Raw genomic sequence first — 21,113 nt, 5'->3', positions numbered from 1 at the left:
TTAAGACATGCTAACCCACCCAATAAAACAAATGGGCAGTGATTGGTTTGGTTAAGCAGTATTACAGTTAGTTGCTGTGAAAGTGCTGACAGCTTGCCGCAAAGTGCCGTCGTCGCTTTTCTAGATGTTCACAGTAATCAGTGAGTTCTTGCAGCGTACCCACCGGACCATGAAATAGCTTGCCAAATTCAGTGGACAGCTTGAGCCAATTGTTATGTGGGATATTTAATCTTGTCAGTAACTTAGCGCTATTTGCACTTATTGTCCCACGTTTATCATTGCGGATGATTCGGCCTGTATCATCCACTAATTCGAGATAATCCGTTAAGGAAAACGCAATGCCATTGGGCTGGTTCACGCGCTCATTACCGATAAAAGGTAGTAAATTTTTAGGTTGTTCACCTTTTAATGCGGCCCGAATGCGCAGCTGAATACTGGTATGGTCGGATTGTTCTAGCGTATCAGCCAGTTGCGCTCTGATGGGATTTAAATCAACGTAAGCCATGCAGGCTAAAACGGCAGCTTCATCAAGTAAGGCTTGGGATTTAAAGCGTCCTTCCCAAAAGCGACCAGTACAGTTATCTTCTTGATTTGCTTGTCTTGCTATCGTTTCATTAAGGCAGCGCATAAACCATGAAATATCGCATAATCGACTGCGATAAATGGCGATTGAATGCCTTAATCTGTTGACCTCATGCGCCTCAACAAGCTCTCCTTGCGCAAATTTTTGCGTTAACTCATCGCCTTTAAACAGCTTATGCCATTGCTCAAGTACTTCGCGGTCAGTCCAACAATTTGCACTGTCGATATCGACCCGCAGCACCACATGCAGATGATTCGACATTACCGCAAAGGCTGCCACATCAATAGCAAAAACCGCTTCAAGTTCAAACAGTAGTGACTCAACCCAACCACGGCGATGGTCATAGTTTTTTCCAGAATAGGCATCAACGCCACACAAAAACGCACGCCGAACAACGCGGCTACAGCAATGGTAATAGGGCGTGTCTTCAACACTTATCTGAGTTCTGCGAGGGCGCGGCATACAAACCTCCTTGTTTAATGCTTAACCCAAGCATAGTCGGAGGTTAACTACTGCGCTATTAAGGCTGGGTGTCCACTTTTACCTTGAACTGGAACAGTTATTCCGTAAAACGGCGCGCGGGTCGGGGCTGAGTATCGAATTTAAAGCCAATAAAGTGCTGATCATGGCGAGCTATTTTGGCAATTTATTTGATACCGTCGATATCAACTTACCCACCCATGATATGTCGAAAATTCCGCAGTTACAGCAGGAGTTAGTCTTGATTACTGGCATCATCAAACAGCTAAAATTGGATTATCTTGCAGCGCAGAATCTGGCGACACAGCAGACACTTGAGAGGATTAAGACGCTAGCGGGTTAACTAGATCTGTTCTTTTCTCTGTATTTTGAACTGTACTTTGAGCAGGCTTTTATTCGTCGTGAGAAGAGGTTGCTACAGAGGACTTAGCGTTTGCAGGTATCCACTCATAAAGGCTTGCCATGGCATTTACTCATCGACGCGGTGAATAGAAACCTAGGGTTTCTGAGCTTATGAACGAGAGCCATGGTCGTTCTCATGCATCCCTGCATTGCACGACATTCAGGCGTCCTGCCTATCAGATGGCGAACTGGCCGTTAAACAGGATGTTGTTCAAGTCCGTCCGTGGATGCTCGACGCCCCGCCCATGGGGCGGACGGTCGTCTCGCTAATCACCACGGCTAGCCTTTAGCATTAGCGTAATCTGTAAGTTTTAAAGAAATACACAGCACGTTTTGGGACAGATATCGCTTAGAGCTGGCACTCTAAGTTATGTAGTTCGGATAAGTTATATTTGGTCAAAATAAGGGTAGAGAGGCTGATCCATTTGCTTCTGCTTTTCTGATGCTAAGGGTAGTGTTCTAGCAAAGTACGTCCCAATGCTAACGCTGCGCTTAAAGATATCCTTGCTCTTAAGAAAAATTGAAATGTATCAGCGATGGCTATGATTAGGCGCCTTTTACGATCTGAGTTGTTTAACTGAATGGCAATATCGACAGCTTACAAAAAACAAAGGTTATCGTCGTGTAGATATCTATAATGACCTATTTCTCCCATTAGATGTAGATGAAATTTCGAATTTACATTCAATAATCCATTCTTTAGCTTATCTTTGGTCAAATAGAATAGTGAGTTGATATCTTTAATCAACTCACTCAATTAATTGCCTATAGCCAGATTACGGCTTGTTTTATTGCTGTTCTATGTGATGCGAACTTGGCTTCTTGTTCTATATTTCTGTATTCAATCATGGCTAAAGCTATAGTTTCCTCATCTCCAGTGTCGATGAAGCTTAGAGCTGTGGTTACTTTTGATTGAAATCGAGTTATTTGTTGCTCTCGCGAGCGGACTAATGATGGGGCGTCAAGGTTTAACGCCTTAATTGTTTCACTCGCTTTTTTTTCAGAGATAGTATCTAAGCCATTTTTGCTCTCAATTTTACCACTAGGTAAGAACTGTAAGTAATCTTCTGGATCTTCAGTGTCAGGTTTTATTAATAAGCTCGTGTTATAGGTTCGCCTAACTCCTCCAGGAAGCTTTTCATCTTTGTAATGGCCACAATGAAGTCTTGAAGCGCAACATCCGAATAAGTTGCTCCAATCAAAGGTTAGATGAACATGAGTACTTTTGTCGAAAAAATGCTCGATATGACCTGTATGAGTTCCTTTTTCGGCTTTGGACTCACAATAAACGCAGAGCTTATCTTGGAATTTCTCTAGCTCTTTCCACACACTTTTCTTTCTAGATTTGGTCATATTCTTCCAAGTGTGTGTCGTGTAACATATACTATTGAGAAATATGGGCTTTTCCGCCAAGTTGCGATCTAACTGCTTCACTTATTAACCCTCTTTTCTCTTGAGGTTAATCCTTTCCTTCATTTCGAATACGTCTAATTTGCTCTGGCAATCTCGAATGACAGGGTGGTCGGAACCAAAATGTTGTTCAAGCTCTTTAAGTAGCTCCGTTGCTTTATCTTTCTGATTATCTAACAAAAATCCTGAAAACTTATCAACTTTACGAGCTTCCTCTACATCTGGAATTGAATTTGTCCCCATTATTTCAGCGAGGATATCAGAACTTCTAACCCCTTTCGTTTGAAACCTAGGTGGTGGGCAATGGACATTACCATTCTCATCTGTAATAAAGTGCCTAATTGAAGATTTATCGACAGTCGATAGAACTTGTGGGCTATGCGTTGTAACTATAAATTGAATGTTTGGGAATGTGGTTACTAATACATTGGCTATATTTTGTTGCCACTTAGGGTGTAAGTGAAGTTCAATCTCATCGATCAGTACTATTCCTTGGCCATGTAAAGGGTTCTCCATATTAGGATTCAACGTAACTAATTTCCTCGCGATATCAGCAATCATTGATATAAAGACATGCTGACCTTGTGAAGTTTGAAATATATTAATATCCCTCCCGTCCACAGTTACTTTTAATTCGGCCCTCCCTGTGTCAGGATTTTTTTTAATAAAAATATCTGTAAAGTCAGGTACTGTTGAAAGTATTGCACTTTTTACAAAGTAAAGGTTCTTTATGTGAGATTTACGACTGTCATAATCATTTTGGAGATGTTCATACTCTTCTTTAGCGGTAGTGTATAATTCAAAAATCTCACTAGTATCTTTATCTGCTCCTACTGCTTTCAGTGCATCAAGTCGTTTTTTTGCATTGCGTAAGCGAACGCTTAAATCTTCGCCTGAGAGATTGTGTAGAGCTAAAAACCATTCAGAAAACTCATCAAAGTTACCAGTGCCATCAATTGATTTATTCTCATAAGCATCATACTTTGAGCCTATTTTAACTGAGGTGATTTTTTCTAAGTCAAAGGTTTTATTAGACTTAATATTGGTTCTATTCACTGAATAGCTAACAATAAGTGGTAGGTTAATCTCACTTATATTATTTGTGCGATTGTAATTATCTATTACTCTATATAGTCCACCTAATTCTTCGAACGCCTCTAGTTCACTTTTTTTAGCTTCTTTAGCACCTTTGGCTGTTTTGTATAAAGATACTGAATACTGACTGTTTTTATTTAGGCTTGTCTGTAAGGTAACTTCAGCAAAGCTCATTGAATCAATATTTACATCATAATCTGTAACACGAAGGCCAACGCCCCCTTTCTTGAGAATGTTTGCACTAAGCCAACTTAAAGATTTTGTTATCCCGTCAATAATGGTCGTTTTACCTGCACCATTATCACCAATAATAACAGTTAAGTTTTTATTCAGCTTTACTTTGAGTGTTTTGAACTTTCTAAAGTCTGATAAAGTTAAGCGAGACACATGAAGTCTGTTATTTTTTTCATTCTCATTAAGTAACTGTCTACAATCTAATAAATATGCATGAGCTATTTTGGGGTTCTTATCTAGGATGCAAACTATATCGCCATCAGAATTTTTTTCGAAGACGCCATTGTCATACATCTCATAAAGCTTAAATCCAGATGAAATAGATCCTGCCTTAAAGCTTCTTTCAAGTAACGCAATTTCATTGTTTATCTTAGCTTCTCTACTCATTTGGAACCTCAAAAATACGTTCTATTATTTCTTTTGAGTACTTTATTATAAGAGACTCATGAAAACTTGGTTCAATATGACGGGCATAAGCCATCAACCCTTTTAAGTGCATTACTTCGTGGTTATTTAGCAGATCAAGAGAGAATTGATGAACTTTATGTTTTATATATCTTTTCTTACTACGGCCTAAAGATATTTCCCCACTGTTAGTAATGGTAATTCCAGTTACGTGACGATTATGTGCCTTGGACGAAAAAATAGTTTTACCTTTATTTAATCTTAAATTTCCGTTAAAGCATTTTGACAAAATATTTTCTACACTTTCTGGAATTTTGAAAAGTATATCTTTCTCATTGGTAGAAAAGGTTAAATCATCCGCATAGCGAGTGTACTTTATTCCCAAATATTGACACTGGTCTTGTAATATTTGATCGAATATAAGCATACAAAAATTGGATACTGAAGGTGAGCTAGGGGCTCCCACGCTTAAGACGAGCTTATCTTCTAGATTCCAAAAAATCAGCTTTTCAATCCATTGTTGATTATCTTTAGTTGGCAGCTCTGCACCTGTTAATTCCCATGTGTGCCAAAAGATATTCGGAGTAATGCTGTTGAAGAAGTTTTCGAGATCTAGCTTGAGCAAGTATGCTTGGTTTTTATGTGCAATGGCATTGTTTTTGATACTTAAGCCTTCTCTATAGGCCATAGCGCAGTTGTGAGTGGGGAGGTTACAAAACCTAAGAAATGCTCTCTGGCATTCTTTTAATTCTTTTGATGGTTGGGCTATTTGTCTAAAACCGTGAGTTCGTTTAGGGATATAGTAAATTTTATATCTAATTGGAGCTATGAAGAGAATATCTTCTATCACGTACTCAGGTTTCTTTAAGGTTTGTGCTAACAGGCTAATGATATTCATAGTTTTCCGTTAAAAAGCTCAAGGTGTGGTAAAGCACCTTGAGCTTAACTCTTTACTAAAGAGTGCGAGGTGTACGCATCCTAAAGGAGGAACGAGTTTAGGATGCGTACACCTCGCATTTAAACCCGTTCAATAAATTTGAGTCTGGCTAATCACCCGACTAGACGAATTACGTCTTACACTAAAGAGCCTTTCAATGTTACTCCACTAACTGGCAAACCTCAACATTCCCTAAGCATTTGAGTCGGTTTGTTGTGGATTAGTAAATTTTGTCACTTAGTTAGATTAGAAAAAGTAAGTCAGATGAAGCTTTGGTGAAGTATGTGTTGAGTCAGTCGAAACAAGGAAAGGGGCAAATAGCTTTTTAGCTGAACGAACAGCGATAGGGTTAGTAAGGATTGGCATTGTTGCAACTGTGACCGTTGGCGGCATGGATGCCGTCGTCGAGCCCTCAGGGATACTTCTTGTTAAATAAAGGGGTGGCGAGTCACTGGGGAAACAGTGACAATTCATGCTGCACAACTGACGATAAAGTTATCTTGCTTTGGGGCAATAGCAGTTTAGCTGACCAGTACAAACAGCTAGAGGGGGCGTGAGAATTGGCATTGTTGCTATAGTGACCATTGACGACATTAATGTCGTCGTTGAGTCTATAGGGATACTTTCTTAAATGAAAGGGTGGCGAGTCCTCTGGAGAAACCATGACAATGAATGTCATCTAACTGTCGAGAGTCTTATCGCAAACAACAGTGAACCAGTATAACGTCAGCTGCAGTTCTGACTGCAGCGTGCTAGCAGAACTGACTGATTATACTTTCCTAACTTCGCTTACCTTTACCCAAATTCGCTCACCCTGTGCAGGCGGGCAGATATTCTGATAACTCAAGCAGGTTACAATCGGGGTCGCGGATATAGACTGAGTTTATCCGGCCTGTGGCGCCGGTTCGTAGCACTGGGCCTTCAATAATTTCAATCTGAAGAGCGTTTAAATGGGCGATCACTTCTTCTATGTTATGGCTGACTACAAAACACAGATCGGCACTGCCGGGCGTTGCTGCAGCTTTAGGTTCAAATTCGGCGCCCGCTTGGTGCAGATTAATCTTTTGATCGCCAAAACTTAACGCAATACGTTGATTGCCAAATACCACTTTCTTCATTCCGAGCACGGTTTGATAAAATTCGACGCTGACGGCGATGTCTTTTACGGTTAAGACCAAATGATCTAAGCGGGTTACGCGCATTTTACTTTCCTTAGAATGGCTCATAGTGGGCTCTGATTTTTAACGCTATCTCTATACTTGAGACGAATAAGAGTCAGATACCTTACATCATGTGCTGGTGCAAAAGTGACTCTGTGGTAGCATTTGTGGCGTTTTTTTGCGTAAATATTTTGTGCCTATTTATATCCCTATGACCGAATGAGAGTGTGATGAAGAAAACCTTAGCCCGCGGCTTAATGAATCTATTACCTATGGCCTTGAGTTTGTGGCTGTTTTGGTCGCTGTTTGTATCGTTAGATGGTTTAGGAATTGTGATTTTAGAGTTGGTAGGGATTAACCAACACTTTGTCGGCGCCGGTTTTATGCTGGTGGTGGCATTAGTTTTTGCTGTGGGCCTGTTGTTTTCAGTCAGCCCGATTGTGTGGCTTTATGGCTGGCTTGAGCGCCAGTTGATGCGCTTCCCACTGTTTAAGTCGGTTTATGGCAGTATCCGTGATATCGCCTCTTTGATGAATCGTGATGGCAAGCCGACAAGCCAAAAGACAGTGTTAGTTAAACAGGCGAATGGCAGTTTTGTGGTGGGATTTATCATGACAGATACGCCGCCGCAGCCATTGTTAGATGCGTTGCCTGAGGGCGATTGGGTGCCTGTGTTGTTCCAATTGAGTTACCAAATGGCGGGCGTGACTAGCTTGATCAAACGGGACGATTTAATCATGGTCGACTGGTCGTTTGAAGAGGCGATGCGCTTTAATTTAACCGCTGGCATTTCGCAAACACCGACTAAGTAATCGGATGTTGGTTCAAGCGATTTAGCGTTTAAAATTAAATTTGATGATTTTTGTGGTATAATTTTTTGGCGACCAATATGGTCGCCATTTTTTGTGCTGAATATTCTAATTATAAATTTGTTTTATGCTAAAGGCATGCTTTGACTGCCTTAGTGGTGTTAACGCTATTTATCCATCAATCATCGGCTGTCAAAGTCGTGTGTTGTTAATCCCGTTTTTCAGATCCTGTCACGTTTAGCCATAGCGAGTCGTTGCATTGATCTGTGGGATTGAGCCCATACTGGTCATAGATGAGCCCTGCAGCATTAAACATATTTTGAGTATAATTTTTGTTCTATCTCTCCGTTGGTGCGCTGAGATATTTGGAGAGTGAACCCGCTAGAAATAGGGAGAGTCAATGTCGATCAAGTCGAGTATTAATCCGCCGGTATTTTATTCGTCGGTCTTTTTCATCATCTTGATGGTGATGATTTGTGCAGTATGGCCCACAGAGGCTAACACCGTTTTTAGATCAATACAGTCATGGATAGAAGTGAAAGCCGGTTGGCTTTACATTCTGAGCGTGGCGTTTTTCCTGATTTTTATCATCTTCGTCATGGTCAGTCGCTTCGGCGATATCAAACTCGGGCCAGATCATTCTGTGCCGGATTACAGCTATAAAAGCTGGATTGCCATGTTGTTTTCGGCAGGTATGGGTATTGGCCTGATGTTTTTTGGGGTCGCCGAACCTGTGATGCACTATCTGGCGCCGCCAGATGCTACACCTGAGAGTCTCGCCGCCGCAAAAGAGGCGATGAAGATTACTTTCTTCCATTGGGGACTGCATGCTTGGGCGATTTATGCCGTAGTGGCATTGAGTCTGGCCTACTTCTCCTATCGTCATAAGTTACCGCTACTGCCACGAAGCGCTCTTTATCCCTTAATTGGTGAACGCATTTATGGTCCTATTGGCCATATTGTCGATACCTTTGCCGTGCTCGGCACTATGTTTGGGGTGGCGACATCACTGGGCTTTGGGGTGTTACAGGTTAACTCGGGTCTGAGTTATCTATTTGAAGGTTTACCTAATAATGCTGTAGTGCAAGTGTGCTTGATCATCGGCATTACCTTGCTCGCGACGCTGTCGGTGTTTTCTGGCCTCGACAAAGGCGTCAAACGCTTAAGCGAACTCAATCTTGGCCTCGCGATTATCTTATTGCTTATCGTCTTGATCTTGGGCCCTACAGTCATGCTGTTGCAGGCCTTTGTGCAAAACACTGGCAGTTACTTAAGTGATTTGGTTGGTAAAACCTTTAACTTGTACGCCTATCAACATAAGGAAGATTGGCTCGGCGGCTGGACCTTGCTCTATTGGGGCTGGTGGATTTCTTGGTCACCTTTTGTTGGTACCTTTATTGCGCGCGTGAGCCGCGGTCGTACCATCCGTGAGTTTTTGATTGGTGTGTTATTTGTACCATCGGCGCTGACCTTCCTGTGGATGACAGTGTTTGGTAACTCGGCGATTGATTCGATTATGAATCAAGGCGCGACCTACCTTGCCGAGGCGGTGAATACCGATGTGTCAGTGGCCTTGTTTGTGTTTTTCGAGCACATGCCGTTTCCGACCTTACTCTCAGGGATTGCGATTTGTTTAGTCGTGACCTTCTTTGTGACCTCGTCGGATTCGGGATCCTTAGTGATTGATAATCTAACTTCGGGCGGCGATAACAATGCGCCCGTATGGCAGAGGATCTTCTGGGCCCTGTTGCAAGGGGTTGTGGCCTCGGTATTGTTGTTGGCTGGTGGTTTACAGGCGCTGCAAACGGCGGCTATCGCCAGTGCCATGCCGTTCCTCGTGGTGATGTTATTCATGTGTCTGGGATTATTTAAAGCCCTGAAGAATGACTGGCTTAAGATCAACAGTGTGCAGTTACACAATACCAGTGTGCAGTACGCCAAAACCAACATGAGCTGGGAAGAACGCATTGGGGTGCTCGTCTCGCATCCCACCCATGAAGAAGCACAAGTGTTCTTGAATAATGTCGCGACGCCCGCTTTATCTAAGGTGTGTCAACACTTTATGACCAAAGGTATAGTGGCGGATCTCGAATACTTAGATGGCCGCGTACGCTTGGTGATCAGTAACGAGGTGAACTTGCCCTTTGTTTACGGAGTACGCACCCGTTGTTTCGAAATCACTAACCCGATAGGGACTGAAATCGAGCAGGGCAATACCTTGTATTACCGCGCCGAAGTGTACCTTGAACAAGGTGGTCAGCATTATGATGTGATGGGGTATACCGAAGAGCAAATCCTCGCGGATGTGGTGACTCAGTATGAAAAATACTTACACTACTTGCATCTGTCGAATGCCGATCATGCCCACATAAGCTAAGTAACGTAAGCTAAGTTAGCTAAGCCAGTAACCTAGGTCGGCTTAGCCATTTACGTCTACAAATTGCGCACCATTAACCCGTAAAGTGCGGGATATATTGCCCCAAGTGATAACTCGGATTATCCTTGGGGCAATTTTTTTAGGGTTTGTTTTAGGGATTACACTATGTCGTCAGTGCCAGGCCAGAGTAAGTTAGACAAAGTATTAGCCGATGCGCGGGAGTATAAAGCTAAGCGTGAGGGCGGTTACCGTGAGCAGGCGTTAAAACTTTATCCTTGGGTGTGTGGCCGCTGTACCCGCGAGTTTACCCCGAAAAACTTAAGTGAACTGACAGTGCATCATCGCGATCATAACCACGATAACAACCCGTCAGACGGTTCAAACTGGGAGTTATTGTGCCTGTACTGCCACGATAACGAACATTCTCGTTTCGAAGAACTGATCCGCTATGGCAGCACCACTGAAACCAAGCAAGCGGCGGCGACCTACAATCCCTTTGCCGACTTGAAATCAATGCTTAAAAAATAGTCTTGCTGGCTTTAGCAGGATGAGATTGCGCAGAGGGTGGCGTTAGCGGGGGTTTAGTCCTTGTCAGTTAAACGCTCCTCGGCAGCTAACCATTTATCACGGCTTAAAATATGCTGATTTTCACTGCCTTCAAATAAAGCTTTACGGGCGGGGAGTTGCTGACAAATGGCCGCCTGTTGCGCTTCGCTACTCGTGCGCCAACTGACGATTTCATCGATATGTCGAAAGCAGCCCATGCAGTAGTCTTCGTCATTTAAACCGCAGCGTGCGACGCAAGGTGAAAGCATAGGTGTCCCCTGGAGCCTTATGGCTAGTTAACCGAGTCTTCTCAGTTAACAATATGATTGAGTGTTTAAAGGCCGCGATACTAACATTTTTTCGCATAAAGTCATCTTTAGGGCGCATTCCCTTGGCCTAAGGTGAGACAAGTATTTTTACACTGGGCATGACGTGAACCAAGATAATCTGCAGCAACAACTCACTTACTCACAGCAATTTAGCGAACTTAATCAGTTGCTTGAACAGAGTGCAGCCCTGTGGCAAGTGCGTGCATTTGAAGTGAACGCTTTACCTTGGGCAGGGGATTTTTCGCAGTTGGCCGAAGCTGTGTGGGCGCTGGCTGACGATGAGCTTGATGGACTCGACGCCGAGCAATCTTTGCTGGTCAAGGCATTGTCACCGGCATTAAACCACGATCTTAGGGCATTAGGCCAAGATTGGGACTTGTCATTGCTCACCGCATCCATTGCCGAACGCACGGTTTTTAATGATAAGACAGTTAATGATAAGGCTGGCGTGGCTGAACCGTCGCTTGCGGATAACACCGCAGCGCAGCAAGGCGGCTTGTCCTTTGACGATGAAGCGCATTTCAGTGCACACATCAAAGGTCGTAAATGGCAGCAAATTACCGCCTTTGTGCAGCATTTACCCCAGCTTAATTTACCTGTGCTGGAATGGTGTGCGGGTAAAGGGCATTTGGGCCGCTTGATTGCGAAAGCCCGCGGCGCCGAAGTGGTGAGCTTAGAATGGCAAGCGGCATTATGTGAAGCAGGGCAGGCCTTTGCCGATAAGTGGCAGTTGTCACAAACCTTTATTTGCGCCGATGCCTTTGCTATTGGTGCAGAACATGCCGCGACAAACACATCTACAACGACATCTATAACCACAGTTGAAGCACCAGCTCAACGCGCCTCAAATGCCAATCCGTTAACAACTAATCCCTTAACCGCAAGGCAGCAAGCGGTTGCATTGCATGCCTGCGGTGATTTACATGTTCGGCTTTTAACGCTGGCGGCCGAGGCGGGCACGCAGGCGCTGGCGATTTCTCCTTGTTGTTATCATTTAATTCACGCGAGCCATTATCAGCCGTTATCCAATCTTGCTCAGCAGAGCAGCCTAAAACTCAGTCGCCATGATTTACAGTTACCGCTGCAGCAGAGTGTGATCGCCAATCCCAAACAACAGGCGCTGCGCCATCAAGAAATCGCATGGCGCTTAGGCTTTGATGCACTGCAACGTGAATGTCGGCAAATCGACGCATATTTACCTTTGCCCTCGTTAAAGCAGAGTCAGTTGAGCGGCAGTTTTACTGATTTTTGCCTGTGGGCGGCCGAGACTAAGGCCGTTAATCTAACCAAAAACAGGGATTTTGAGGCTTGGCTTGAGATAGGGCGACAAAGACAACAATTAACTCGCCGTATCGATTTAGTGGCGCATTTATTCCGCACTGTACTCGAGCAATGGTTAATCTTAGATCGCGCTTGTTTTTTGCAGGAACAAGGATATGGTGTTTGCGTGGGTGAATTTTGTGCAAACAGCGTCACACCAAGAAATTCGCTGATTTTAGCGCAAAAAATGTCAGTATAATTTTGAGTGTCTGAAAATATGCTGTACTGTGATGTTTTTTATGAAGTATTTCTATATTAGCGCATTTAAGTTTAGTGATAGTGAATTCAGGGCCGTCGTGTTTGGAACCTGCGCTGTGAGACAAGTCTTACACTGAAGATGGTTTTTTATTGAATCATCGGGCTTTTCTTGTTCAAATGTCGCATTAATGACGAATAACAACTGAAAGCTGACCTGTTGGTCAGTCATTCTAGTGAGCGAATAAAACAGTTTCATGAAATATTCCCGCGTATTTATTAATAGCCTGGCCTATGAACTGGCGCCTGTTGTGGTTTCCAGTAGTGAGCTAGAGTCTCGTCTTGCTCCTTTGTATCAAAAGTTCCGTATTCCAATGGGACAGCTTGCCGCATTGACTGGGATTACTGAACGCCGCTGGTGGCCAAAAGGACATCAATTGTCCGACGGTGCGATTAAAGCTGCCCGTAAAGCCATGGTTGAAACTGGGATTGATGTCGCCGATTTAGGTGCTGTTGTCTATACCGGCGTTTGCCGTGATCAACACGAACCCGCGACCGCGTGTCGTATTGCTGCCGAATTGGGTGTGTCGAAAGACACCGCTATTTACGATATCAGCAATGCTTGTCTTGGGGTGTTATCGGGTATTTTAGATATCGCTAACCGTATTGAGTTGGGCCAAATCAAGGCGGGTATGGTGGTGTCCTGTGAATCGGCGCGGGATATTGTCGATGTTACTATCGATAACATGCTTGCCGATCCGACCATGCAGAATTTTGCCCAGTCGCTGGCGACCTTAACCGGTGGCTCTGGCGCAGTGGCAGTTATTCTTACCGACGGCAGTTTGCCGCTGACAAATGTGCGTCAGCATCAATTGCTGGGTGCATCGCACTTATCGGCGCCTGAGCACCACCAGTTGTGTCAATGGGGTCTGCAGGAAGTGGGGCACAATCTGTATCGCGAGTTTATGCGTACCGATGCGGTGACGCTTCTCAAAGAAGGCGTTGAGCTGGCTAAACACACTTGGGAGCATTTCCTTGAGCAGCGTAATTGGCTGGTTGAGCAAGTGGACAAAGTGATTTGCCATCAAGTGGGCGCCTCAAACCGTAAGCAAGTGCTTAGCGCGTTAAATATTCCCCCCGAGAAAGAATTTCCTACGTATCAGCTGCTGGGCAATATGGGCACAGTGTCGTTACCTGTGACCGCCGCCATGGCGCACGATCAAGGCTTTTTACAAGCGGGCGATCAAGTGAGCTTTTTAGGCATAGGCAGTGGATTGAATTGCATGATGTTAGGCATTAAGTGGTAGGGTGCAGTGCACCTTTCACGTTTTCGCTTGATGGCTGGCATACATTCGAGTAAATGAAGTCAGTTCATGATTCAGTTGATAACTTAGTCTGTCGTTCAGTCGATAAGCTAAGCCTGCTAAAAATAAACCATTATTCGCTCTCATAAATAGAACAAAAGATAGGAAGCGTCATGTTAGACACTCTGTTGCCTTTTAAACGTCATTTTCTTAGCCGTAATGGCAACAAGCTGCATTATATCAACGAGGGCCAAGGTGAACCTGTGGTGATGGTTCACGGTAATCCTAGCTGGTCGTTTTACTACCGCAATCTCGTGAGCGCCTTAAAAGACACGCATCAATGCATAGTGCCAGATCATATCGGCTGTGGTCTGTCGGATAAGCCAGACGATAGCGGCTATGACTATACCCTTAAGAACCGCATCGACGATCTCGAAGCCCTGCTTGATAGCCTGAATGTGAAAGAAAACATTACCTTAGTCGTACACGACTGGGGCGGCATGATAGGTATAGGTTATGCGGCGCGTTATCCTGAGCGCATTAAACGCCTAGTGATTTTGAACACAGGCGCCTTCCATCTGCCCGAGACTAAGCCGTTTCCTTGGCCGCTGTGGATCTGTCGTAATACCCTGCTAGGCACAGTGCTGGTGCGTGGTTTTAATGCCTTTTCGTCTATCGCCTCATATGTGGGCGTGAAGCGCCAGCCTATGTCCAAATACATTCGTGAGGCGTATGTCGCGCCGTTTAACTCTTGGGCCAATCGCATTTCGACGCTGCGTTTTGTGCAGGATATTCCGCTGCGTGAAGGCGATAGAAACTATCAGTTAGTCTCTGATATCGCTGCGAGTTTACCGCAGTTTGCCAAAGTGCCGACTTTGATTTGCTGGGGCCTGAAGGACTTTGTATTCGATAAGCACTTTTTAGCAAAATGGCGTCAGCACATGCCCCATGCGACCGTGCATGAATTTGCCGATTGTGGTCACTACATTCTGGAAGATGCCAGCGATGAAGTGATTGCTCATATCAAGGGCTTTATGGCCGACGACCAAGCAGCTGCGCCGTCCGAACAGGCCGCAGGTTAATGTCGACCTTGCTTGAGACTGAAGTGACCCCTTTGTTGGCTGCTGTAGTGACGCCGTTGGATACGTCACTTTTAACTGGCACTTCTGCTGCGGCAATAGCCAGTGACGCCAATATTTGTCGTCATCTCAAGCAAGCCGCCCATGCCATTCCCCACCATCTTGCGGTAGCAGTACAAAGCGCTCAGGGCGCTTCTGTGGCGAATTTGCGTTACAGCGAGTTGGACTTTCTTAATCTAGACAGACAAAGCGATGCGATAGCCTTTGCGCTAAACGCCCATGGTATTGAGCGTGGCATGAAAGCTGTGCTTATGGTCACGCCGAGTCTGGATTTTTTTGCACTCACCTTTGCGCTGTTTAAAGCGGGGATTATTCCTATCCTCGTTGATCCCGGCATGGGGATTAACAATCTTAAGCAGTGTTTTGCCGAAGCCGCGCCTGATGCTTTTATTGGTATTCCCAAAGCCCATATCGCCAGACGGTTATTTGGTTGGGGTAAGGGCAGCATTACGTCATTACTCAATGTTGATGGCGGCAAAACAGGCTTAGCGGCAAGATTAATCCGCATCGCTACTGGCGGCATCAGTTTATCGACTCTGCTGCAAAACAGCTCTTCACGAAACGCCTCGGCTCAACACACCCAAGCCCAACATGCTGAATATCCCATGGTGATGCTCAAATCTGATGAGATGGCGGCGATTTTATTCACCAGTGGCAGTACCGGCACGCCTAAAGGCGTAGTGTATAGCCATGGTATGTTTGAGGCGCAAATTCAAGCACTAAAAAACGATTATGGCATCTGCCATGGTGAGCGCGATTTAGCGACGTTTCCGCTGTTTTCACTATTTGGCCCCGCGCTGGGTATGGCGTCTATCGTTCCAGAAATGGATGCCAGCAAACCCATCACCGCCAATCCCGAATTCCTGTTTGCCGCCATTGAGAAATACCAATGCAGCAACATCTTTGTTAATCCCGCCTTGCTTGAACGTTTAGGCCGCGCAGGTGAACAAAAACAGCATAAATTGCCCAGTGTTCAGCGGGTGATCTCCGCGGGTGCGCCAGCCACCATTGCCTCCATCGCCCGATTTAGCAAAATGTTGAGCCAAGGTGTGCCGATTTTAAATTCCTATGGTGCGACCGAATCTTTGCCGATCAGCATGATTGCTAGCGATGCGTTATTTGCCACCACAGATATCACAGATAACGGCGGCGGCATTTGTGTCGGCGGCGCTATCGATGGCGTGACGATTCGTATCATCGGCATCAGCGAAGCCGTTATCCCCGAGTGGGATGAGGCCTTAGTGCTGAATAAGGGTGAAATCGGCGAAATCGTGGTGCAAGGGCCTATGGTGAGTCAGTCCTATTATCTAAATAATAGTCAGCACGATAGCCAAAACGAAAGTCAAGGCCATAGCGCGACTGCGGCGGCCAAGATGTGGGACTCAGCCACCAATAGCGTTAGGCATCGCATGGGCGATCTCGGGTATCTCGATGATCAAGGCCGACTGTGGATGTGCGGTCGCAAGGCCCACAGAGTCGATGCCACCCGTAAAGGCCAGTTGGTAAAGCGTTATTATTCTATTCCCTGCGAGCGTATTTTTAATACCCATCCCAATGTAAAGCGCTCTGCCTTAGTTGGAGTGAAAGTGGCGAACGAGATAGAGCCCTTGATCTGTATCGAACTCGACCAATCATTGGTGTGCAATAAGAGCCAACAGCTATATCAAGATTTGATTACCATCGCAGAGCAATTTGCCCAGACGCAGGGCATAAGACGTTTTCTTATCCATCCTGATTTCCCTGTGGATGTGCGACATAATGCCAAGATTTTTAGAGAAAAATTAGCCGTTTGGGCACAATCGCAAACGAAAGGTTGATTTAAAACTCCGCGGCTTTTTTCCTGCATTTTTTACGTTATATTCTGTGTTCATTTGAACAAACTCGCTTATTTTTAAGCCCTTGTGCTTATTTTAAACTTCTTACACCGACTTTAAGTTCATGTAAATGTGCTGAAATGGATACCTAAATGACGATAAACCCAATCAAGAGCACGACGCTTGCGCAATTTGATGCGGCTGAACAAACTGCACTCGCGCAGCTCGCCCTTAAGGTGCAACACGCCTTTGTGACGGGAGCGGGGGGATTTTTAGGTAAAGCGATTTGTTTGAGATTGTTAGCCGCGGGCATTAAGGTCACAGGTTTTGCCCGTGGGCATTATCCCGAACTTGAAGCGCTGGGCGTAGTCATGTTGCAAGGGGATTTAGTCAATAAAGACCAGTTGCAACAGGCGATGCAAGGCTGCGATATCGTGTTCCATGCGGCGTCTAAAGCCGGTGTTTGGGGCGATAGAGACAGTTATTTTTGCCCGAATGTTAAGGGCGCCGCAAATGTGATTGCTGCTTGTAAAGCATTAAAAATAAATAAGTTAGTCTACACAAGTACCCCGAGTGTGACCTTTGCGGGGCAGGATGAATCCGGTATAGATGAATCCACTCCCTATGCCACATCCTTCCTTAATTATTACGCCCATTCCAAAGCCATCGCCGAAAAGATGATGCTTGATGCCAATCAAGTGGGTGACGTATCGGTTGAAAGTGCCGCTGCAACTCAAGCCTCTGCACCCTACGCTTTAAAAACTGTCGCGCTCAGGCCGCATTTGATCTGGGGTCCTGGCGATCCCCATCTAGTGCCTAGGGTGCTAGCGCGGGGCCGTTTAGATAAGCTTAAACTGGTTGGCCGTGAAGATAAGCTGGTCGATACCATCTACATAGACAACGCCGCCTATGCCCATGTGCTGGCCGCGCTAGAACTGTGCCAAGCAAAGCCTAAGTGTCAGGGGAAAGCCTATTTTTTGAGTAATGATGAACCCATCACTATGGCCAAAATGCTCAATCTAATTCTGGCTTGCGATGCTTTGCCGCCAGTCACTAAGCGCGTGCCGCAATCTGTAGCATATGTAGCAGGCGCCGTGTTGGAAACTGTGTATTTTCTACTAAAGAAGCAAGAAGAGCCCATGATGACGCGCTTCGTAGCACGGCAGTTATCCTGCAGCCATTATTTTGATATCAGCGCCGCCAAGCGAGATTTAGGCTATCGTGCACTTATCTCTATCAATGAAGGGATGGCAAGACTTAAAGCGTCACTATAGTGTTATTAGGAGTGTGCTTGATATTCAATATGCCTGCTCTTATTTGCACTCTTATTGGCACTATTATTGTGGGCATAGTTTAGCTGGGGACTTATGAGTTGCAGTGACTGTAATACATCGATTTTCAGGCAAAAAATTGGTCGCTGCAAACGGTGTATGTGGCAACTTACAGCTTTGTCGGCTATCGGTTGGCCGCTGTGGTGGTGGCTTTATTATGACGCGCCGCGGGAAGTGAACTCGATTGCCTTACTTTTTTTCTGCACCGCTTTTACGGGGTTATTGGCTTTACATCTTATTGTCTTGGCTTACCGTCGCCTCAGAGGTCGAGAGTAAGCCAAGTTTCCTTTCCTTTTAAATTCTTGGGCTTAGCCTTAACTTGTCGCTGTTTTTTCGTGCATCATTTTCTTCATTAATGGCGCAAGGGCAAAGAAGACTAACGCCATTACCACGCCAATTTGCGCCGAGAAGATAAACAGTTGCTCATATAGCGCCATCGCACTCGGTACGTCACTTATTACGCCACCTTGGGTATCAATCGCGGCGAGCTTGTTTAATTCGGCGGCTAAGATTTCAGAGTATGATGTGCCGAGGAACCAAGCGCCCATCATCAGACTAACCACGCGTTTTACCGAAAGCTGAGTTACGGCAGATAAGCCTATGGGCGACAGCAATAACTCGCCGATTTCTAATACAAAATAAGCCGCGACTAAAAACCAAATACTCACTAAGCCACTGCTTAGCGGCATTTGGATCCCGAGTACTAGCACCATAAAGGATAAACCTGCGAACAAAATGCCGAGTGCCGTTTTAACTGGTTTACTCGGATCGCAATGTTTACGGGCGAGGGCAGGCCAGAGCCAAGCAAAGATGGGCGATAAACTGATCACAAAGAAGGCGCCGAGGAAGGTTAACTGTCCCGCGCTCCATTCGAGGCCGAGCATGTTGCGGTCCATCACGCGGTCCGAAAATGCTACCCATGAGCCGTAGGTTTGCTCATATAAGCCGAAGAAGACCAAACCTGCGACGATGAACAGCAGTAAGGCCGACATCTGTTGACGTTCAATCGGGTTGCAGTGTTTCACCATAAACCAGCCAATACCGAGGGCGAGCACCAGAGATACTGAGTGCAAGAACCAGATCACTGGACTCACAGCGGGTAATAAACTGCTAATAGAAAGCACAAGGGAGTGGGTTTGAATTAAGCCCCAGACCAGCACTACGCTGCCGATGGCGCTTAAATAAATCCATTGCTCTGTGGTGATGCCAGCGGTTTTCTTTAAAATTCTTGCGGGATCTCTGGGTTCGGCGAAGCCCTGCAAATGTTTCTTACCCCGAATAAACACCAATAAACCCGCTAACATGCCTAAACCTGCCAAACCAAAGCCGTACTTCCAGCCATAGGTTTCACCTAAATAAGCACAAATCAGCGGGGCCAAGGTGGCGCCTAAATTGATGCCAGCGTAGAAAATGGTAAAGCCTGAATCCCGCTTTGGAGATGACTCGGGATACAGCTGACCGACGATGGTTGAAATGTTAGGTTTTAAAAAGCCCACACCGACAATGATCAAGGCGAGGGATAAATAGAATACCTGAAGTGCTTGTTCATCGCGCTGAACTTCACCGGCGACGATGACCGCTTGATGGCCTTCAAAGGCCATGCCTAAGTGGCCGAGGACCAATAAAATACCACCGAAGATCACCGCTTTACGCATGCCGATATAGCGGTCGGCCAATAAACCACCGACCACGGGCATGGCGTACACTAAAGCACCGTAAGCGCCAATGACGTTATAGCCAAATTCGTCGGTAAACAGATGATATTTAATCAGATAAAGAAACAGTAATGCCTTCATGCCGTAGAAGGAGAAGCGTTCCCACATTTCGGTAAAAAAGCAGACAAACAAGCCCTTAGGATGCCCAAAGATCATTTCGGGCGGGGGCGAACCCTGTGGGCCTTGCATAACGTGCGGAGGATGTTGTTCTGTTGACACTTAAGACTCCCATTGCTGGCGCTTCATGCACCGAGCATCGATTGATTCATTTGATCGTAATGAATTTTATTAATTATTTTTCATTATTAGTGGTTATTGCAGCCTTGTTTTTTTGCTAAAAGACGCTGCTGTAGCTGCAGTTAATCACACTCGGATGTTATGGAACAGCCAAGGGGCTTGAAACTGATGAATATTTTACTTAATTCACCATTTTGCCGTTCTTTGAAACTGTGGTTAACCTGTTTTTGAGTCAGATTAAGTGGCTCAATTAATTCATTTTCAGTTAATCAATGAGTGCTACATAGTGGCCAGAATTCGACTGAGTTAGTTTTTAAAGATGGCTTTAGGGCTTTGATTCTGTGCCGATTTGATGTTTAAGGCGTCGTTTAGCGAGCCGCTTAAGGTATTGCTAAAGATTTTGTTTAGCTCTTGTTTATCCCTTATTTTAAGCGCGTGCTTGATCTCGACTCTGTGCTGTTGAAGATACCTCCACAACATGAGAACTTAGCGCTAGCGGCTTTGTACTTTTATAAAGGGATATTTTCATGGGATTTTCTATTAGTGCCATTAGTGCTGTTAGTTTAATGAGTGTGGTTCGCCAGAATGTGAAGGCTTTTACCTTGTTAGCCGTGCTCACCAGTGCGAGTGGCTTTGTTTGGACACAAGGCGCCTATGCTGATACTGCCAGTTCAGTAGTGATGAGTGCTGAAACAGCGAGCACTGAAGCGAGTGTCGATACGGCCACTGGATCAGCTGCGCAAGTTCCAGCGCAAGTTCTTGCGTTAGTGGGAAGTTGGCAACTAGTCTCAGGTCGCTATTTAAATGAAAATCACGAATGGGTGGATTATCAGAACCTCAATTTGAGTGCAATTAAAGTGATATCAGCGCGGCACTTTAGTTTTACCACAATGAAGAATGTGGACGGTGTCAGCCAGTTCTGGGCGGCGGGCTCTGGGACTTATCAGGCAACGGCGACTGAGTATACAGAGCGGCCAGAGCTTAACTCTTTTGGTGCAGCTAAAGGTGCGGAGTTTGTGTTTAGTTATGCCATTAAGGGCCAAGAGTTACATACTCAAAGAGTTGAAAATGGTGAGTTAAAAGAAGTCGAAGTTTGGCAGCGACTCGACTAGAAATAGTAAAACAACCGTTTGTTAGCGTTAGGACGTTATTACGCCCGAAAGCAAGGTAACGAGTAGACTTCGCTCTGCATCGGAGACTTGCGTATCGGTTGCACAGCAGTGTTGAATGAAATAGGTATTAGATGCCAATGGCGGTGGATATAAGCTCAATTTTAATCAATTAGCTTTTG

The 21,113-nt window shown here is 45.2% G+C and carries 17 protein-coding genes and 1 pseudogene; 11 read left to right on the top strand and 7 right to left on the bottom strand.

Annotation, left to right across the window (positions count from 1 at the left end):
- Positions 1 to 67: 67 nt before the first annotated feature.
- Positions 68 to 1,045 carry a transposase gene (locus OX890_RS15425; protein WP_268649511.1) on the bottom strand — a complete coding sequence of 326 codons (978 nt, stop codon included), beginning with the start codon at positions 1,043 to 1,045 and terminating at the stop codon, positions 68 to 70.
- An 82-nt stretch (positions 1,046 to 1,127) separates the two neighbouring features.
- Here OX890_RS15425 and OX890_RS15420 point away from each other — a divergent pair.
- Positions 1,128 to 1,406: pseudogene (locus OX890_RS15420) on the top strand (DUF3137 domain-containing protein); the annotation flags it as partial.
- Positions 1,407 to 2,230: 824 nt separating this feature from the next.
- Here the strand turns inward: OX890_RS15420 and ptuB are convergent.
- The 4 genes from ptuB to OX890_RS15400 form a co-directional block, all read right to left on the bottom strand.
- Entirely contained in the window at positions 2,231 to 2,899 is a 669-nt protein-coding gene (ptuB, locus tag OX890_RS15415) for a retron Ec78 anti-phage system effector HNH endonuclease PtuB (protein WP_094500480.1), read from the bottom strand.
- A gap of 3 nt (positions 2,900 to 2,902) precedes the next feature.
- Positions 2,903 to 4,591, bottom strand: coding sequence for a retron Ec78 anti-phage system effector ATPase PtuA (ptuA, locus tag OX890_RS15410; protein WP_268649508.1), 1,689 nt, complete (start codon positions 4,589 to 4,591; stop codon positions 2,903 to 2,905).
- Positions 4,584 to 5,507 (bottom strand): retron St85 family RNA-directed DNA polymerase, encoded by a 924-nt coding sequence (locus tag OX890_RS15405; protein WP_268649507.1) that lies wholly within the window; start codon positions 5,505 to 5,507, stop codon positions 4,584 to 4,586. Before OX890_RS15405 ends, ptuA begins: the two co-directional genes overlap by 8 nt.
- Before the next feature lie 848 nt (positions 5,508 to 6,355).
- Positions 6,356 to 6,748 (bottom strand): VOC family protein, encoded by a 393-nt coding sequence (locus OX890_RS15400; RefSeq protein ID WP_268650619.1) that lies wholly within the window; start codon positions 6,746 to 6,748, stop codon positions 6,356 to 6,358.
- A 188-nt stretch (positions 6,749 to 6,936) separates the two neighbouring features.
- On the opposite strand from OX890_RS15400, the gene OX890_RS15395 reads away from it, so the two are divergent.
- The 3 genes from OX890_RS15395 to OX890_RS15385 all read left to right on the top strand — a co-directional run bounded on the left by OX890_RS15395 (position 6,937) and on the right by OX890_RS15385 (position 10,420).
- The gene (locus OX890_RS15395) at positions 6,937 to 7,518 is read left to right on the top strand and encodes a DUF502 domain-containing protein (protein ID WP_006081073.1); all 582 of its coding nucleotides are present in this window, start codon (positions 6,937 to 6,939) and stop codon (positions 7,516 to 7,518) included.
- 397 nt (positions 7,519 to 7,915) lie between these two features.
- Positions 7,916 to 9,892, top strand: coding sequence for a BCCT family transporter (locus OX890_RS15390; RefSeq protein ID WP_006085322.1), 1,977 nt, complete (start codon positions 7,916 to 7,918; stop codon positions 9,890 to 9,892).
- Positions 9,893 to 10,057: 165 nt separating this feature from the next.
- On the top strand, positions 10,058 to 10,420 hold the full coding sequence (locus OX890_RS15385; protein WP_006081075.1) for a YajD family HNH nuclease: 363 nt from the start codon (positions 10,058 to 10,060) through the stop codon (positions 10,418 to 10,420).
- A gap of 53 nt (positions 10,421 to 10,473) precedes the next feature.
- On the opposite strand, the gene OX890_RS15380 is transcribed toward OX890_RS15385, so the two are convergent.
- Entirely contained in the window at positions 10,474 to 10,707 is a 234-nt protein-coding gene (locus tag OX890_RS15380) for a DUF1289 domain-containing protein (protein ID WP_268649504.1), read from the bottom strand.
- A 163-nt stretch (positions 10,708 to 10,870) separates the two neighbouring features.
- On the opposite strand from OX890_RS15380, the gene OX890_RS15375 reads away from it, so the two are divergent.
- The 6 genes from OX890_RS15375 to OX890_RS15350 all read left to right on the top strand — a co-directional run bounded on the left by OX890_RS15375 (position 10,871) and on the right by OX890_RS15350 (position 18,146).
- The gene (locus OX890_RS15375; protein WP_268649503.1) at positions 10,871 to 12,286 is read left to right on the top strand and encodes a methyltransferase; all 1,416 of its coding nucleotides are present in this window, start codon (positions 10,871 to 10,873) and stop codon (positions 12,284 to 12,286) included.
- A 253-nt stretch (positions 12,287 to 12,539) separates the two neighbouring features.
- Positions 12,540 to 13,589, top strand: coding sequence for a 3-oxoacyl-ACP synthase III (locus OX890_RS15370; RefSeq protein ID WP_028760522.1), 1,050 nt, complete (start codon positions 12,540 to 12,542; stop codon positions 13,587 to 13,589).
- Positions 13,590 to 13,759: 170 nt separating this feature from the next.
- Positions 13,760 to 14,668 (top strand): alpha/beta fold hydrolase, encoded by a 909-nt coding sequence (locus OX890_RS15365; protein WP_268649502.1) that lies wholly within the window; start codon positions 13,760 to 13,762, stop codon positions 14,666 to 14,668.
- A complete protein-coding gene (gene oleC, locus OX890_RS15360; protein ID WP_268649501.1) occupies positions 14,668 to 16,542 on the top strand; it encodes an olefin beta-lactone synthetase in 1,875 nt (624 codons plus the stop codon). The genes OX890_RS15365 and oleC overlap by 1 nt, the downstream gene beginning before the upstream one ends.
- Positions 16,543 to 16,691: 149 nt before the next feature.
- Entirely contained in the window at positions 16,692 to 17,813 is a 1,122-nt protein-coding gene (oleD, locus tag OX890_RS15355) for a 2-alkyl-3-oxoalkanoate reductase (protein WP_268649500.1), read from the top strand.
- Between the two features lie 93 nt (positions 17,814 to 17,906).
- Positions 17,907 to 18,146, top strand: coding sequence for a DUF3624 domain-containing protein (locus OX890_RS15350; RefSeq protein ID WP_259577345.1), 240 nt, complete (start codon positions 17,907 to 17,909; stop codon positions 18,144 to 18,146).
- A 38-nt stretch (positions 18,147 to 18,184) separates the two neighbouring features.
- Here OX890_RS15350 and OX890_RS15345 read toward each other — a convergent pair whose 3' ends face one another.
- Entirely contained in the window at positions 18,185 to 19,804 is a 1,620-nt protein-coding gene (locus OX890_RS15345; protein WP_268649499.1) for a peptide MFS transporter, read from the bottom strand.
- Between the two features lie 545 nt (positions 19,805 to 20,349).
- Between OX890_RS15345 and OX890_RS15340 the strand changes: the two genes are divergently transcribed.
- Positions 20,350 to 20,934 (top strand): hypothetical protein, encoded by a 585-nt coding sequence (locus OX890_RS15340; protein ID WP_126492324.1) that lies wholly within the window; start codon positions 20,350 to 20,352, stop codon positions 20,932 to 20,934.
- Positions 20,935 to 21,113 lie beyond the last annotated feature (179 nt).

It is taken from the genome of Shewanella sp. DAU305 (assembly GCF_026802235.1).
Taxonomy (GTDB): Bacteria; Pseudomonadota; Gammaproteobacteria; order Enterobacterales; family Shewanellaceae; genus Shewanella; species Shewanella baltica.
This window is presented reverse-complemented; position numbering and strand designations above follow the sequence as displayed.